We start from the raw sequence: 14,532 nt of genomic DNA, 5'->3' as shown, positions 1-14,532 counted from the left end.
ACCACCCACGACACCCAACCCCCCACCCCGGCCCGCAACCCACCACGCAACCCGACCCGAGGCCGGCGCCGAAGGCGACCGGCGGCCTTGCCCGAGCTAGAAAACACAGCCGCGCTAGAAAACACAGAACGTCTCGGTGCCCACCGACACCCGGAACGGCTCCAGCTCGGCGCGCTGCCGCTCGGCCCGGTCGATCAGCTGGTCGAAGTCCACATCGGGCAGACGGGCGGCGAGCCCGGCCAGATCCCGCAGGGTCGTCCACAGCTGCTTCTTGCCGTCGATGCCCATCGCGAGGAACTCCAGCTCCACGAACCGGCTCAACGGTGAATAGCCGGCCACCCGGCCGTTGAGCTTGAGCCGACCGAGGCGCTCGGCGGCCACCGCGAGCCCGGTCTTGACCGGGTTGGGCCGCACCCCCACCCGGTGCATGATCGTCCGGAACGTCTCCACGTCCTCCGCGATCGCCGCCGCGACCCGGCCCAGCGCCGCACCGAGCTCGGTGTCCCGATTGTTGCGCTGCGCCCGCCGGGCCAGCTCACGCCACACCACACCCAGCGCGAGCTGATCTCTGAGATAGATGCCGAGAAAGCCGTCCACGACACAGAGATACCCGCGAACGGATGTCGGAATCACCCGAGCCGGCGGCGACTCGGGGACGCGCTGCCGCGGGCGGATTACAGGTGTGTGAGACCCGGGGAAATGGGTATCCGCGGGCACTTCGAGTGAGGGGAGTTGTCATGGCGAACGCAAGGATCGAATCGGTGCGGGATCTGCATCCGCTGCGCCTGGCGGCCACCGTGGTCGCGGCGGTGTTCCTGCTGGTCGGCATTCTCGGTTTCATTCCGGGCGTCACCACCGACTATGACGGGATGGCCTTCGCCGGCCACGAGTCCACCGCCATGCTGCTCGGCGTGTTCCACGTGTCGATTCTGCACAACATCGTGCACCTGCTGTTCGGCATCGTGGGCCTGGTGATGGCCCGCAGCGCCGGAGGCGCGTTCGGGTTCCTGATCGGCGGTGGCGTGGTCTACCTCGTACTGTGGATTTACGGACTGATCATCGATTTTGACAGCGCCGCCAACTTCGTGCCGCTGAATACTGCCGACAACTGGCTGCACCTGATCCTCGCCATCGGCATGGTCGGGCTGGGCCTGGCCCTGCGCCGGATGCCCGCGCGCGGTCGCGCCACGTAGCAACCGTCAATTCGTTGGACGCGCCCGCGGACCGTGCCCGCGGGCGCGTCCAACGTCATGCCCTCGGCACATCCCTCGCGGCCGGTCCCCACCGAGCCCGGCCCAGCCAGGTTCCGGCGGCGATGAGCACCACGGCCAAGACGAGGAACCCGAGGTCGTAGCCCAGCTGATCAGGTCCGGGGCGCACGTGGTGCACGCCGAGCAGCTGGTGATCGACGATGCCCTCGACCAGGTTGAACCAACCCCAACCGGCGAGCATCCAGCCGGTCAGCCGGCGACCCCGGCCGGGCGGCTCGGCCGGCCGGGCCGCGGCCAGCAGGCCGATGCCGACCAGCACCATGACCAGGCAGCCGAGGTGGAACAGGCCGTCCGCCACCATGTTCGCCCTGGTGTCCTGGGGATACCGGCCGGAAAGCATGTGGTGCCACTCCAACAGCTGATGAGCGACGATGCCGTCGATGAACCCGCCCATCCCGATCCCCAGCGCGAGACCGGCCCACATCGACGACCGCCGCATCAGCCGCGCCTCACCCGTTCCACCGCGCGGGCAAGAGCCGCCTGGATGTCGGGAGTCGTGGGCAGCCGATCCGTGAGCCCGAGGGCCTCCAGGGCTCGCAGCACGGATTGGCTCTGCCCGGTCACGATCCAGAACCCCACGCCCCCGACCTCGGCACGCAGCCGGGCGCGCAGCAGCACGGTCAGCCCCGCGGTACCGAGGAAGGTGACGTCGGTCAGGTTCACGATCAGCGAGCCGATCGAGCCGCGCAACCGGTTGGTGAGCATCTCCTCGAGGCGCGGCGCGGTCAGCGCGTCCACCTCGCCGGACACCGCCACGACGACCAGGCCGCGACCCGGCCGGTCGACGTCGAGTCGCAGCGGCGGGGCCGGCGCGGGGAACCGCTTCGCCATCCCCTGGCGAGGGCGTGGCAGCAGCGTCCCCGAACCGTCCTGAATGGGCGGTCGGGGCCTGGTCGCCATGGGTCGCCTCCGTCGTCGAGCGTCGAGGTCGCGTCGGTCATCCGTCGAGGACGGGATGCTCCTCGACGGCGCCGTTCAAACGTGCGGGCGGACAGTGGGGTGAGCGGGCCGTGCCGGGACCGCATCGGCCGCGGCCCATGCGGTGAGCCTGGGCTCAAGGGCGGCGTAGAGGCGGGGGTCGAGGCCCATCCCGGTGTGGCTGCTGGGCACCTCGACGCATTCGGCGCTCCGGTCGAGGCACAGCTGCCAGGGGACGACCCTGTCCTGCCGGGAGTAGACCGCCAGCACCGGAACGCTCGCCGGCACCGGCGCGGCGAGCCCGGTCGAGCTTGCCCGGTAGCACTCGCCGGTGAAGCAGTCCTCGTCGAGCAGGCCCGGCAGGCCCAGCTCGGACAGCCGGGCAAGCAACCGGGCGAACCGGATGGATTTCGGGTTCACCCCCAACGGATCGAGCACCGGGCTGGCCAGCATCACCAGTGCGCGGACGAGATCCGGCCGGCGGATCGCGACCAGCCGGCCGAGCCAGCCGCCGCGGCTCTGGCCGAGCAGGATCACCCGGCGCCCGGTGGCCTTGGCGTGCTCCTCCAACCGCCGCTCGAGGCGCGTGACGAGGGTGGAGGTGCAGCCGACGTTGAGCCCGATCCGGGCGCCGGTGGGCCGGTATCCCCTGGCCCGCAGCCACATGCTGAGCAACGCGAGGCTGCGGTCACCGAACCCGAACCCCGGGATGAGCAGCACGCCCTGACCCGCGCCCTGGTTGGCGCGCGCCGGGCGCCACACCGGATGCCGCAGCAGGGCGGGAACGCCCAGCAGCAGCACCAGGAGGACCTGATCGCTCGCCACCGCACGTAACCGGTGGATCACCCGCTCGACCGGTTGCGGGCGACGCCATGCGTCCCTTCGTTCCCAAGGTGTCGCCGCCATACCACGGTCTACCCGGGTAAGCCGACGTTAACCCCGGCCCGCTCGAGTCCGGTGGGGACGGTGAGCGGCGGACGAGGTGCGTTCCCGGGCCTCCGGCCGGGCCTGACATGGTTCCCGTTTGCCCAGTTCACGGTGGGGGTATTCGCAGCTCATGGCAGTCACGTCAGCGGGCACGCCGAGCAGGGACGAACCGGACCACGCCACCATGCCCTCGGAGGTGACCGGGAAACCGTCACCGTTCGACCGGTTCGCCACCGCCACGTCGGCGTTCACGTCCGAGGCCTGGTTCTTCGCGTTGTGCGTCACGCTGGTCGTGCTCTGGGCCCCGTCGTTCTTCCTGTTCGGTAACGTCGACACCTGGCAGTTGGTGATCAACACGGCGACCACGATCGTCACCTTCCTGCTGGTCGCCCTCCTGCAGAACACCCAGAGCCGCGCCAACGACGCGCTGCAGCACAAGCTCAACGCCATCGCCGAGGGACTGGCCAACCTGATGAGCCACCACGCCGAGACGGCCGACAACCGCCGGCTGCGGCACGACCTGAGCGAGCTGCGTCAGGCCATCGGCCTCGAGGACAAGGAGAACTCCTGACATGACCGAGTCAACCGCCGAGGATCCGGAGGAATTCGCCGAGGAGGTCGGCGTGGATCCGACCCCGCAGGAGGTCGACGAGTACCGGGAGCGCGTCGGGGATCCGCCACCCCAACCGCAGCCCGAGCCCGAGGAACCGCCGGACTGATCTGACGATTCCGGGTTCAACGGCTACTCGTCGCCCCGAACGAACACGACCCATCTCTGGCCCAGATTCACTTCGCGGACCCGCCAACCCGCGCTGCGCCACGCCACGGCCTGGACCAGATATCCGTTGGCCCACCACCCCCGCCGACGGTAAGCCGACGTCGGCAGGCCGCCCACCAAGTCCGCCAACTCGGCGAACTCGATCCGCACCACGGACGTGCCATTGCCCGCCGCCGTAACCAGGAGTTGATGCAGCGGCGCGTACTTCTTACCCACCATCGAGGTGGACCACCTTGTCGGCTCGGGTCGGGTCGGCACATGGCTACCCGATCCCGGCGGTGCCAACCGGGATGCCGTGTGTGACCCGGTTTGGCGGGCGGTGCGGTGGGTAGTACGGCTGTGCGTCAAATAGCCGGCGCTCGTAGACCGTTTGCCGGAGCGGATGAGCGGAGGCGATGACGCGTGGAGCTGGACTTCGAGGACGCCGCGGCGCGGGGGTTGCGCGGCTATGTCCGACTGGTCGCCGAGGCGTGTGGCGCGGGCCCGAACTGCTCGTTCATCGAGTGGGATCGGCCGCTGCGCGCCTACATCGCGGTCGACGGTCGCCTGCCGGGCTTTCCGACCCGAGACGTGGCGCTGTGGTGGCAGGAGGAGCACGGCTGGGCCGCGGGCATCGAAACCCATTCCGGGCAGGACATCATCCTGCTGACCTATCTGGGAACCGAGGCGCTGCCCGCGCCCCGCGTCGTCGCCCGGTTCCTCGCCGAGGTGCTCGGCCGCCGGCACCCCGGGCAGCCGCAACCGCCCGCGCTGCGCCGCGTCACGGACGACGACCTCCTCGATCGTCTGGCCGACTACGCCCGGCCGGCACTGGTCCGGCACAACCCCTAGCCGAAGCGCGACTACTTGCCGCGCGGGTCGGTGTTGCCGTCCTGGTCGTCGGGTTGGATGGCGGCGGCGGCCGCCTCGAAGGGGGACGGGGGCCGCTCCTTGCGCCGGTGCGGATACTGGCGTGCTTCCGCGCGGAATCGGTCGATCATGTGCGGGTAGTGCAGCTCGAAGGCCGGGCGTTCGGAGCGGATGGGCGGCAGCTCGGTGAAGTTGTGCCGGGGTGGCGGGCAGGTGGTGGCCCACTCCAGCGAGTTGCCGTAGCCCCACGGGTCGTCGGCGTCGGCCGGTTGACCGTACCGGTAGCTGCGGATGACGTTCCAGATGAACGGAAGCACCGACAGGCCGAGCAGGAACGCGCCGACCGAGGAGATCATGTGCAGCACCGTGAAGTTGTCGGCCGGGAGGTAGTCGATGTAGCGGCGCGGCATGCCCTGGTTGCCCAGCCAATGGTGGACCAGGAACGTCAGGTGAAAGCCGAGGAACGTGGTCCAGAAATGCAGCTTGCCGAGTGACTCGTCGAGCATCCGGCCGGTGATCTTGGGGAACCAGAAGTACAGGCCGGCGAAGGTGGCGAACACGATCGTGCCGAACAGCACGTAGTGGAAGTGCGCCACGACGAAGTAGGTGTCGTGGACGTGGAAGTCGATGGGCGGCGCGGCGAGCAGGATCCCGGTCAGCCCGCCGAGCAGGAAGGTGACCATGAACCCGATGCTGAACAGCATGGGCGTCGACATGGTGAGCCGGCCGCGCCACATGGTGCCGATCCAGTTGAAGAACTTGATCCCGGTGGGCACCGCGATGAGGAACGTGGTGATGGCGAAGAACGGCAGCAGCACCGCGCCGGTGGCGAACATGTGGTGGGCCCAGACCACGGCCGAAAGGCCGGTGATCGCGATGGTGGCGAACACCATGCCCTTGTAGCCGAACAAGGGTTTTCGGCTGAACACCGGTACGATCTCGCTGATGATCCCGAAGTACGGCAGGGCGACGATGTAGACCTCGGGGTGGCCGAAGAACCAGAACAGATGCTGCCACAGGATGGAACCGCCGTTGGCTGGGTCGAACACGTGCGCGCCGAGCTGGCGGTCGGCCAGCAGCCCGAACAGCGCGGCGGTGAAGATCGGGAAGGCGAGCAGGACCAGGATGCTGGTGAAGAAGATGTTCCAGGTGAAGATCGGCATCCGCCACATGGTCATTCCGGGCGCGCGCAGGCACACCACCGTGGTCAGCATGTTGACCGCGCCGAGGATGGTCGACAGCCCACCGACGATCAGCCCCACCGTCCACAGGTCACCACCGACGTTGGGCGAGAACTGCGCCCGCGACAGCGGCGTGTAGGCGAACCACCCGAAGTCCGCCGCGCCGTTCGGGGTGACGAACCCGGCCATCACGATCAGCCCGCCGAACAGGTAAAGCCAGTACGACAGCGCGTTCAGCCGGGGGAACGCCACATCCGGCGAACCGATCTGCAACGGCAGGATGGCGTTGGCGAACCCGAACACGTTCGGCGTCGCATACAACAGCATCATCACCGTGCCGTGCATGGTGAACAGCTGGTTGTACTGCTCCGGCGAGAGGAACTGGGCGCCCGGCGCCGCCAGCTCCCCGCGCATGAGCAGCGCCATCAGCCCGCCGGCCATGAAGAACGCGAACGACGTGACCAAGTAAAGGTTGCCGATCTGCTTGTGATCGGTGGTCTGCAGCAGCCGCAGCAGCACTCGGCCCTTCGGCCCGCGCGGCGCCACCGCCTCCCGGACGGCAACCGGACCCGGCGCGATCGCCATGATATGACCTCCCCGGCGAAATCAACGAGTTGGTTCACCCGGCCGAATGCGCACGAGGATTCCGGACGACCACGAGGAAAGGGGGGTCGCGCCATTCACGAACCGGCCCCGCACCGGTCGTCCGGCCGCTGCGATCGGCCAGAGCTCCGACAGGCGCCGCTGCTTGACGCTTCTGCGAGCCTACGCGCGTGCGCAGATTGGTGCTCAATAGCAATACCGCGACGCCGGTCACACCACGGTGGCGGACTGCGAACCGCAGAACCTAGCCGGGCTTGCCGGTCACGATGAGGCGGAAGCCCGCCGCCTGGACCTTCTTGGCCGGCAGCAGGTCGCGGGTGTCGACGATCACCGGTTGCCATACCTCCTCGGCCATGCGGGCCCAGTCCAGCTCGGCGAACTCCGGCCATTCGGTCAGCACCACGATCGCGCGGGCGCCCTTGGCCACCAGATGGGCGGCGTCCACCACCCGCATCGGGCCCGAGTACCGATCCGGCGGCACACACGGGTCGTAGGCCGTCAGCTCCGCGCCCGCGCGGGTGAGCAGGTGCGCCACGGTCATGGCCGGGGAGTCGCGCAGGTCATCCGTCCCGGCCTTGAACGTCAGGCCGAGCACGCCGATGCGGGCGCCGGCCAGCGTTCCACCGACGGCCGCCCGGACCTTGTCGACCACGCGGCGGACCTGACGGGTGTTCGTGTCGATGGTGGCGCGCAACAGCGGGAAGTCCACCCGCATCGCGTCCGATGTGGACAGCAGCGCCCTGGTGTCCTTCGGCAGGCAGGATCCGCCCCAACCCGGGCCGGGAGCGAGGAACGCCGAGCCGATCCGGTCGTCGAGGCCCATCCCCTCGGTGACGTCGTCGATGTCCGCGTCCACCCGTTCACACAGCTCGGACAGGGTGTTGACGTAGGACAGCTTCATCGCCAGGAAGCAGTTGCTCGCGTACTTCACCAGCTCCGCGCTGGCGCTGCCGGTCACCACGACCGGGGCGCCGGTGCCGTCGTACAGGGACCTGACCCGCTGAGCGGACGCCTCGTCCTCCGAGCCGATGACCACCCGCTGGGGGTGCAGGAAGTCCTCCACCGCGTGCCCTTCCCGCAGGAACTCCGGGTTGGCGACGACCGCAAGGTCCGAACGCCCGAGCAGGCGCCGGGCGCGTGCGGTCGTGCCGACCGGAACCGTGGACTTGATCACCACGACGCAGCCGGGCGGCAGCAGGTCGCGGGTCCGCGTCAGGACGTCCTCCACGGCGCTCAGGTCGGCGGCGCCGTCCTTGCCGGTCGGCGTCGGCACGGCGAGGAACACGAAGTCCACATCGGACAACTCGACCGGAATGCCCGGCACGAACCGCAACCGTCCCTCCCGCACACCCTGCTCGACGAGCTCGGCGAGGCCGGGCTCGTGCGCGTCGACCTCGGCGCGGGACAGCGCCGCCACCTTCGCCTCGTCGATGTCCGTGCAGACCACCCGGTGACCGAGCCGGGCGAAGCAGGCCGCGGTGGTCAATCCCACGTAGCCCGCGCCGACGACGGCGATCCGCTGTGCTGCCAAGGTCCACCTCCTCCTCGAAGTTCGGCCACGGCCGCAAGCACCTCGGCCACCGAGATCCGCAACAGTCCGGGATCGGGCCGGTCGGCGAACGTGTCGCCGCGCCACCCGTGCCACAACGCCCGGTGCGGTCCCGACCGCGGCCCCCACAACGCGGGCGGGACGGGCCCGAACAGCACCACCGACGGGGTGCCGTACGCGGTCGCCACGTGCGCCACACCGGTGTCGCCGCAGACCACCAGCCGCGCGTTGGCGACGAGGTCGAGCAGACCGGACAGGCTGCCCCCGACCCGCCTCGGCAGGCCCATGGCCACCGCCTCGACCCGTTCGGCCTCGCCGGCGCCGCCGGTCACCACCACGTCCGGACCCAACGCGCGGGCCACCTCGGCGTACCGCTCCACTGGCCACAACCGGGAACCGTGGCTGGCGCCGGGATGCACCACCGCGGGTCCCGAGTGTTCGGTCTCGCCGAGCCGCAGGTCGTCCGGGTCGGCCGGGATGCCGTGGTGTTCCAGCAACCGGCACCAGCGATCCACCTCGTGCTGCTCCGGCACCCAGCTCCGGTGCGTGATGAGCCGCCTTGGCCTCAACGCCCGCAACAGCTCCGTGCTCTGCGGTCCGCGCCCGTGCAGGTTCACCGCGAGCTCGGGCGGCGGCCCGGACCAGTTGATCGGCACGAGGCCCTCGGTCGGCAGCAACCGGTCCACCGCGTCGATCCGGTCCACCGCGTCCGCCAGCCACGCGGGCGCGGCCAGCGTGCGGACCGCGTCCGGGTGCGCCCGGCGCAGTGCCCGCAGGGCCGGCACGGCGGTCAACAGGTCACCGAGCCCGAGCGCCCGCAGCACAAGGACGTTCACCTGCGGATCACCCGGTGTCGCAGCTCGCCGCGCAGCCGGTGGAGGCACGCCGCGGGCGGGATGGCGATGCTGGTGACCACCATGCGAGCCACCTCGTCGGCGGTGCCGGGACCCGGCGCGATCCGCAGGTAGGCGAAATGTGCGGTGAGCCCGGCCCACGCCGAGCCGGCAAGCAGCGCGGCCCTTCGCCGGCCGAGAAGTCCGAACAGGACAGCCGCGGCGCCGGCCGCGGTCGTGGCCGCATGCCAGCGCAGCCGGCCGGGGTGCGCACCGATCTTCGACCGCCAGCCGGGCCCGAACAGACGGTGCATCAGCGCGTCGTCGGCGTTGCCGCGCTGGGTCTGCAGGCTGGCGAGGAAGCCCGAGTCGCGCACGGGATGCGTGGTCTCCCGCTCCCCCGGCACGATCCGGTAGCCCGCGGCCTGCACGCGCAGCGCCAACTCCGCGTCCTCCCGGTACGCCCTCGGGAAACGCTCGTCGAACCCGCCGACCCGGTCGAGCACCTCGCGCCGGTACGCCAGGTCGGCGGTGATCCACCGGCCGGTCATCAGCCCGGCCGTGCCGCGCTCCCAGTCGGTCGGCTTGCGATCGGCCGGCAGCGGAACCGTGATCCGCGCCTGGCTGCCGGCCACCTCCGGCGGCAGGTCGCCGACGTCCTTGACCAGCCTGGTCTTCCAGTCCGGGGCCGGCACCACGTCGTCGTCCAGGAACGCGATCCAGGCCGCGCTCGCGGCCCGCCACCCTGCGTTGCGCGCCGCCGCGGGTCCACGGCCGCCGGTGCGCAGCACGCGGGCTCCGTCCGATGTGGACAATTCGGTCGCCGGGTTCGGCCGGTCGTCCACCACGATCACCTCGCGCGGCGGCGGGCCGGAGCCGTCGGCAAGGGCGTCGAGCAGCACGCGCAGGCTTGCCCGACCGGTCGTCGGAATCACCACCGCGTAGTCGACGCTCATCCGGCCACCCCGGCCCGGCGCACCACGAACCGGCCGATGGCCAGCAGGTCGACCGGCGCGGAGCCGAAGCACTCCAGCGCGTCGCGCGGGTCGTCGACCATCGGCCGGCCTGCGGTGTTCAGGCTGGTGTTCACCACCACGGGAAGGCCGGTGCGCCGGTCGAACTCGGTCAGCATCCGCGCCAGCAGCGGTTCCGTCGCCGGGTCGACGGTCTGCACCCGCGCGGTGCCGTCGACGTGGACGACGGCCGGGATCCGGTCCGTCCACTCGGGTCGGACATCGTGCACGAAAAGCATGTACGGGCTGGGGATCGGACCCCGGTCGAACATCTCGGCGGCCCGGTCGAGCAGCACCATCGGCGCGATCGGCCGGAACTGCTCGCGGCCCTTGACCTCGTTGAGGCGGTGCAGGTTCTCCGGCAGGCTCGGGTTCGCCAGCAGCGAGCGGCGGCCGAGCGCGCGCGGCCCGTACTCGCTACGGCCCTGGAACCAGGCCACGATCAGGTCGTCAGCCAGGGCCTCGGCCACCTCGACGGCCACGTCCGCCGGCTCGGAGTAACGGATCTTCGCTCGGTCCAGGTATCCGCGGATCTCCTCGTCCGTCCACTCGCGACCCAGAGCCGCGCCGGGCATCGCCGCGGCCGGCTCGCCTGCGTCGGCCACCACCTGCAGCGCGGCGCCGAGCGCGGTGCCGGCGTCCCCGGCGGCCGGCTGCACCCACACCTCGTCGAACGGGCCCTCGGCGAAGATCCGCGTGTTCGCCACGCAGTTGAGCGCGACGCCGCCGGCCATCGTCAGGCGTCGCTGCCCGGTCCGGTCGTGCAGCCACCGCACCAGGTCCAGCAGCACCTCCTCGAGGCGCACCTGCACGCTGGCCGCCAGCTCCGCGTGCTCCTCGGTCATCTCGCCGCCCGCGTCGCGGCGTTTGGCCAGCGTGGCCCAGTCGATCGGATGCACGACGAAGCCGCCGTCCTCGGTGGCGTAGAGGTGCTCACGCATCAGGTCCAGATGCCTCGGTTCGGCATAGGAGGCCAGCGCCATGACCTTGTACTCGTCGCTGGAGCGCCGGAAACCCAGATGCTCGGTCAGCTCCTCGTACATCAGCCCGAGTGAATGCGGAAGCCCTTGGGCGGTAAGAATCTCCAGCCGGTGACGCCGGTAGCTACCGGCGAGGTGGGACGCGCACTCGCCGCGGCCGTCGGCCACCAGCACCGCGCAGTCGCCGTCGAACGGTGCGGCAAGACCCGTCGAACCCGCGTGCGCGACGTGGTGCGGCACGAACCGCACGATCTCCGGGTCGAGCCCGGGCAGGGCGGTGGCCAGGAAGTGCGGCGCGCGCCGCGCGTACGTGGTGCGCAGGTCCTCCCAGCGCTCGTCGAGGCCCGGCTGGCCCGGCTCCACCAGGTCGGGGTCGTAGGAGTACGCGACCGCGTCCAGATCACCCGGTTCCAGCCCGGCCCGGTTCAGGCACCAGCGCGCGGCCTGCTCGGGCAGCTCCCAGGCCGAGAACGGCACCGGCCGCTTGCCGTGCTTGCGCCGCGAGAAGCGTTCCTCCTCGGCGGCGGCGACGATGTCACCGTCGACCACGAGCGCCGCGGCGGGATCGTGGAAGATCGCGTTGATGCCGAGAACGCGCACGCCGGCCCCTTTCGTCTCAAGTGGATCCGTTACCGGGCGAGGGCGCGGTCGGCCGTGTCGACCATCGCCCGCAGCCCGTCGCGCAGCGACACCCGCGGTCGCCAGCCCAGTAACCGTTGCGCCAGCTGAATATCCGGGCAGCGCCGGCGCGGGTCGTCGACCATCGGCTCGACGTGGCGGATGCCCGACCGGCTGCCGGTCACCTCGATCACCAGCCGGGCCACGTCCAGCACGGTGATCTCGTCCGGATTGCCCAGGTTCACCGGTCCGGTGTGCTCGGACTCCGCCATCGCGAGCAGGCCGCGCACCAGATCGTCCACATAGCACAGCGAGCGGGTCTGGTGGCCGTCGCCGTGCACCGTGAGCGTCTCGCCGGCCAGCGCCTGCCGCAGGAACGTGGGGATCATCCGCCCGTCGCCGGCCCGCATCCGCCGCCCATAGGTGTTGAAGATGCGCACGATGCCGGTGCGGGCGCCGTGTTCGGTGTGGAACGCCGCGGTCAGCGCCTCGGCGAACCGCTTGGCCTCGTCATAGACGCTGCGCGGGCCGATCGGATTGACGTTGCCCCAGTAAGTCTCCCGCTGCGGGTGCTCGAGCGGGTCGCCGTACACCTCGCTGGTGGAGGCGACGACGATCCGCGCGCCCTTGCCGAGGGCCAACTCCAGCGCGTGCAGGGTGCCGAAGCCGCCGGTGCGCAGCGTCGCCACCGGCATCCGCAGGTAATCGGCCGGGGATGCCGGGCAGGCCAGGTGCAGCACCAGGTCCACAGTGCCCGGCACGTCGAACGGCTCGGCCACGTCGGCGACCAGCAGTTCGAAACTCGGATCGTCGCGCACGTCCCGAAGGTTGCCGGGCGAGCCGGTGCGGAAGTCGTCGACGGACACCACATGGGTTCCCCGCCGGAGCAGCTCCGTGCACACGTGCGAGCCGAGGAAGCCGGCCCCGCCCGTCACGACCGCTCGTTCGAAATGCATGTCCTTTGATCTACCCGCGATTTCCAGGTGTAACCCGCGGGAAGCGGGGGAACCGTCTTGGGACCGATGAGGAGTGCTCGATGAGCGTTGCCGGAAACTACCCGCTGGCCCCGGAACTACCGCGGGAACTGCAGGTGGAGGTGACCGGGGCGTGCAACCTGCGCTGCCGCATGTGCCTGGTGCGCTACGCGCCCGCGGTGGGACGGTCCGAGGGCGCGCTGTCCTATTCGGAGTTTCGGCAGCTCGTCGACGCGTTGCCGGCGCTGACCAGGGTGACCCTGCAGGGTCTCGGCGAGCCGCTGCTGGCGCCGCATCTGCTCGACATGATCCGGTACGCCACCGACCGGCGGATCGAGGTGGGGTTCAACAGCAACGGCGTGCTCCTCGACCGGCGCTGGGCCAGGGACCTGGTCGCGGCGGGCACCGGCTGGGTGCACATCTCACTCGACGGTGCAACGGCCGCAACCTATGAGGACGTCCGGCACTCCACCGCGTTCCGGCCGCAGCCCGGCCAGTTCGACCGGGTGGTGGCCAACCTGCGCACGCTGGTCGCCGAGCGGGCCGCTGCCGGCGCCGCGCGGCCGGTGGTCAAGGTGGTGTGCGTTGCCATGCGCCGCAACGTCGCCGAGCTGGCCGACCTGGTGGAGCTGGCCGCCGACCTGGGCGTCGACGAGCTGTGGGTGCAGAACCTCAGCCACACCTTCGGCGATACCGACCCGGCCGGGCGGTATGCCGGGATCCGCGAGTACGCCGCCGAGGAGAGCCTGACCGGCGACCAGGAGACGGCGCGCCGGGCCTTCGCCGCCGCGGCGGCCGCCGCCGACACCCGCGGCCTGGCCCTCCGCCTGCCGCGCCTTGCCGACCACCCGGCGCCCCGGCACGCCGGCCAACCGGGGTGCACCTGGCCATGGGAATCCGGCTACGTGACCCACCGCGGCGAGGTGCAACCGTGCTGCATGGTGATGGGCAGCGACCGCGCCACCCTCGGCCGGCTCCCCGAGCAACCCTTCCCGTCGATCTGGACCGGCGAGCGCTACCAGCAGTTCCGCCGCCGGCTGCTCGGCGACGATCCACCCGACGTGTGCCGCGGCTGCGCCCTGTACCGCGGCACGTTCTGATCACTCAGCAGACCAGCCCGACCAGCCGTTCCACCTCGGCGGGCAGCCGGCGCCGGCGCCGAGCCACCGCGGGCAGCCGCAGCACCGCCGCACCCAGCGCGGCCATCGCGTCACGGTCGGCGAGACCCCGGCCGGCCAGCGTCGCCGTCTCGGCCAGCGCAACCCGCAGCGGCCGGCGCAGCCACGTGGTGAGCAGGTCGTTGCGCAGCTCGGCCCGGCGGCGTGCGGGCGACGGGCCGCGGCTCGCCGACGGGTGGTGATGGGCGGTCACGTCGTCGACATAGCAGCACGCCCAGCCGGCCGCGGTCAGGTCCCAGGAGAACAGGCGCTCCTCACCGGGGAAGAACAGCACCGGGTTGAAGCCGCCCACCCGCAGGAACGGCTCCCGGCGCACGATCGACGCGCAGCAGACGAACCCCAGTACCGACGGGCCGGGCAGGTCCGCGGCCCGCCCCAGCGGCGACGAGGCCATCTGCCGGCACACCGGGTCCATCCGGCCCTCGGGCTCGACCACGACCCGCCCCGCCACCAGACCCAGCCGGGGGTACCGCTCGAACAGCCGTTCAGCCCTGCGCAACGCGTCCGGTGCCCACCAGGAGTCGTCGTCGCTGAACGCCACGTACGGCGTGCGGGCCAGCCGCACCCCGCGGTTGCGGGCCGACGCCCCCACGTTGCGGTCCAACGCCACCGTCCGCACCCACGGAAAGTCCCGCCGCACCCGCGCCACCGTGCCGTCGGCCGAGCCGTTGTCCACGACGATGACCGGGACGTCCAGCTCCCGCAGCCGCCCCAGGGTCCGCGCCAGCTCGTCTGCCCGATCGCGCGTGGCGATCACCACCGTCGTTTCGGCCACCCCGGCGTGTTACCCCACGCCGGCGGTATGTAATCCGGCGCCGGACCCGGGCAAAATGGACGGAAGACGCTCCAGCTATTCGCTA

The 14,532-nt window shown here is 71.0% G+C and carries 17 protein-coding genes; 5 read left to right on the top strand and 12 right to left on the bottom strand.

Annotated features, from left to right (window positions below):
- Positions 1–114: 114 nt before the first annotated feature.
- Positions 115–597, bottom strand: a complete 483-nt coding sequence (locus VGX25_RS00275; protein WP_326915437.1) for a hypothetical protein — start codon at positions 595–597, stop codon at positions 115–117.
- Between the two features lie 140 nt (positions 598–737).
- Between VGX25_RS00275 and VGX25_RS00270 the strand changes: the two genes are divergently transcribed.
- Positions 738–1,193, top strand: coding sequence for a DUF4383 domain-containing protein (locus VGX25_RS00270; protein WP_326915436.1), 456 nt, complete (start codon positions 738–740; stop codon positions 1,191–1,193).
- Between the two features lie 55 nt (positions 1,194–1,248).
- On the opposite strand, the gene VGX25_RS00265 is transcribed toward VGX25_RS00270, so the two are convergent.
- The 3 genes from VGX25_RS00265 to VGX25_RS00255 all read right to left on the bottom strand — a co-directional run bounded on the left by VGX25_RS00265 (position 1,249) and on the right by VGX25_RS00255 (position 3,014).
- A complete protein-coding gene (locus tag VGX25_RS00265; protein WP_326915435.1) occupies positions 1,249–1,710 on the bottom strand; it encodes a DUF2243 domain-containing protein in 462 nt (153 codons plus the stop codon).
- The gene (locus VGX25_RS00260) at positions 1,710–2,171 is read right to left on the bottom strand and encodes an STAS domain-containing protein (protein WP_326915434.1); all 462 of its coding nucleotides are present in this window, start codon (positions 2,169–2,171) and stop codon (positions 1,710–1,712) included. Before VGX25_RS00260 ends, VGX25_RS00265 begins: the two co-directional genes overlap by 1 nt.
- Before the next feature lie 75 nt (positions 2,172–2,246).
- Positions 2,247–3,014: an alpha/beta hydrolase gene (locus VGX25_RS00255; protein WP_326915433.1), complete on the bottom strand. Its 768-nt coding sequence runs from the start codon at positions 3,012–3,014 to the stop codon at positions 2,247–2,249.
- Positions 3,015–3,246: 232 nt separating this feature from the next.
- Here VGX25_RS00255 and VGX25_RS00250 point away from each other — a divergent pair, with 232 nt between their 5' ends.
- Together VGX25_RS00250 and VGX25_RS00245 are read left to right on the top strand one after the other, a co-directional pair.
- On the top strand, positions 3,247–3,687 hold the full coding sequence (locus VGX25_RS00250) for a low affinity iron permease family protein (RefSeq protein WP_326915432.1): 441 nt from the start codon (positions 3,247–3,249) through the stop codon (positions 3,685–3,687).
- Position 3,688: 1 nt separating this feature from the next.
- Complete coding sequence (locus VGX25_RS00245; RefSeq protein WP_326915431.1) at positions 3,689–3,835, top strand: hypothetical protein; 147 nt, start codon at positions 3,689–3,691, stop codon at positions 3,833–3,835.
- A 23-nt stretch (positions 3,836–3,858) separates the two neighbouring features.
- Here the strand turns inward: VGX25_RS00245 and VGX25_RS00240 are convergent, their stop codons facing one another.
- Entirely contained in the window at positions 3,859–4,113 is a 255-nt protein-coding gene (locus VGX25_RS00240; RefSeq protein WP_326915430.1) for a DUF7662 domain-containing protein, read from the bottom strand.
- A 183-nt stretch (positions 4,114–4,296) separates the two neighbouring features.
- On the opposite strand from VGX25_RS00240, the gene VGX25_RS00235 reads away from it, so the two are divergent.
- The gene (locus tag VGX25_RS00235; protein ID WP_326915429.1) at positions 4,297–4,725 is read left to right on the top strand and encodes a DUF6292 family protein; all 429 of its coding nucleotides are present in this window, start codon (positions 4,297–4,299) and stop codon (positions 4,723–4,725) included.
- An 11-nt stretch (positions 4,726–4,736) separates the two neighbouring features.
- Here the strand turns inward: VGX25_RS00235 and ctaD are convergent, their stop codons facing one another.
- The 6 genes from ctaD to VGX25_RS00205 form a co-directional block, all read right to left on the bottom strand.
- A complete protein-coding gene (gene ctaD, locus VGX25_RS00230) occupies positions 4,737–6,509 on the bottom strand; it encodes a cytochrome c oxidase subunit I (RefSeq protein WP_326915428.1) in 1,773 nt (590 codons plus the stop codon).
- A gap of 262 nt (positions 6,510–6,771) precedes the next feature.
- On the bottom strand, positions 6,772–8,058 hold the full coding sequence (locus VGX25_RS00225; protein WP_326915427.1) for a UDP-glucose/GDP-mannose dehydrogenase family protein: 1,287 nt from the start codon (positions 8,056–8,058) through the stop codon (positions 6,772–6,774).
- Positions 8,010–8,912, bottom strand: coding sequence for a glycosyltransferase family 9 protein (locus tag VGX25_RS00220; RefSeq protein WP_326915426.1), 903 nt, complete (start codon positions 8,910–8,912; stop codon positions 8,010–8,012). Before VGX25_RS00220 ends, VGX25_RS00225 begins: the two co-directional genes overlap by 49 nt.
- Positions 8,909–9,865 (bottom strand): glycosyltransferase family 2 protein, encoded by a 957-nt coding sequence (locus VGX25_RS00215; protein WP_326915425.1) that lies wholly within the window; start codon positions 9,863–9,865, stop codon positions 8,909–8,911. Before VGX25_RS00215 ends, VGX25_RS00220 begins: the two co-directional genes overlap by 4 nt.
- A complete protein-coding gene (locus VGX25_RS00210; RefSeq protein WP_326915424.1) occupies positions 9,862–11,502 on the bottom strand; it encodes a carbamoyltransferase in 1,641 nt (546 codons plus the stop codon). The genes VGX25_RS00215 and VGX25_RS00210 overlap by 4 nt, the downstream gene beginning before the upstream one ends.
- A 29-nt stretch (positions 11,503–11,531) precedes the next feature.
- Positions 11,532–12,476, bottom strand: a complete 945-nt coding sequence (locus tag VGX25_RS00205) for an NAD-dependent epimerase/dehydratase family protein (protein ID WP_326915423.1) — start codon at positions 12,474–12,476, stop codon at positions 11,532–11,534.
- Between the two features lie 80 nt (positions 12,477–12,556).
- Between VGX25_RS00205 and VGX25_RS00200 the strand changes: the two genes are divergently transcribed.
- Positions 12,557–13,594 carry a radical SAM protein gene (locus VGX25_RS00200; protein ID WP_326915422.1) on the top strand — a complete coding sequence of 346 codons (1,038 nt, stop codon included), beginning with the start codon at positions 12,557–12,559 and terminating at the stop codon, positions 13,592–13,594.
- A 4-nt stretch (positions 13,595–13,598) separates the two neighbouring features.
- Here VGX25_RS00200 and VGX25_RS00195 read toward each other — a convergent pair whose 3' ends face one another.
- Positions 13,599–14,447: a glycosyltransferase family 2 protein gene (locus tag VGX25_RS00195; protein WP_326915421.1), complete on the bottom strand. Its 849-nt coding sequence runs from the start codon at positions 14,445–14,447 to the stop codon at positions 13,599–13,601.
- Positions 14,448–14,532 lie beyond the last annotated feature (85 nt).

Source organism: Actinophytocola sp. (genome assembly GCF_035942955.1).
Lineage (GTDB): Bacteria > Actinomycetota > Actinomycetes > Mycobacteriales > Pseudonocardiaceae > DASYTH01.
This window is presented reverse-complemented; position numbering and strand designations above follow the sequence as displayed.

Excerpts from the sequence above, each read along its gene's own strand:
- VGX25_RS00270 (WP_326915436.1), top strand. The coding sequence starts at position 738 with ATGGCGAACGCAAGGATCGAATCGGTGCGGGATCTGCATCCGCTGCGC.
- VGX25_RS00265 (WP_326915435.1), bottom strand. The coding sequence starts at position 1,710 with ATGCGGCGGTCGTCGATGTGGGCCGGTCTCGCGCTGGGGATCGGGATG.
- VGX25_RS00260 (WP_326915434.1), bottom strand. The coding sequence starts at position 2,171 with ATGGCGACCAGGCCCCGACCGCCCATTCAGGACGGTTCGGGGACGCTG.
- VGX25_RS00250 (WP_326915432.1), top strand. The coding sequence starts at position 3,247 with ATGGCAGTCACGTCAGCGGGCACGCCGAGCAGGGACGAACCGGACCAC.
- VGX25_RS00245 (WP_326915431.1), top strand. The coding sequence starts at position 3,689 with ATGACCGAGTCAACCGCCGAGGATCCGGAGGAATTCGCCGAGGAGGTC.
- VGX25_RS00240 (WP_326915430.1), bottom strand. The coding sequence starts at position 4,113 with ATGGTGGGTAAGAAGTACGCGCCGCTGCATCAACTCCTGGTTACGGCG.
- ctaD (WP_326915428.1), bottom strand. The coding sequence starts at position 6,509 with ATGGCGATCGCGCCGGGTCCGGTTGCCGTCCGGGAGGCGGTGGCGCCG.
- VGX25_RS00215 (WP_326915425.1), bottom strand. The coding sequence starts at position 9,865 with ATGAGCGTCGACTACGCGGTGGTGATTCCGACGACCGGTCGGGCAAGC.
- VGX25_RS00205 (WP_326915423.1), bottom strand. The coding sequence starts at position 12,476 with ATGCATTTCGAACGAGCGGTCGTGACGGGCGGGGCCGGCTTCCTCGGC.
- VGX25_RS00200 (WP_326915422.1), top strand. The coding sequence starts at position 12,557 with ATGAGCGTTGCCGGAAACTACCCGCTGGCCCCGGAACTACCGCGGGAA.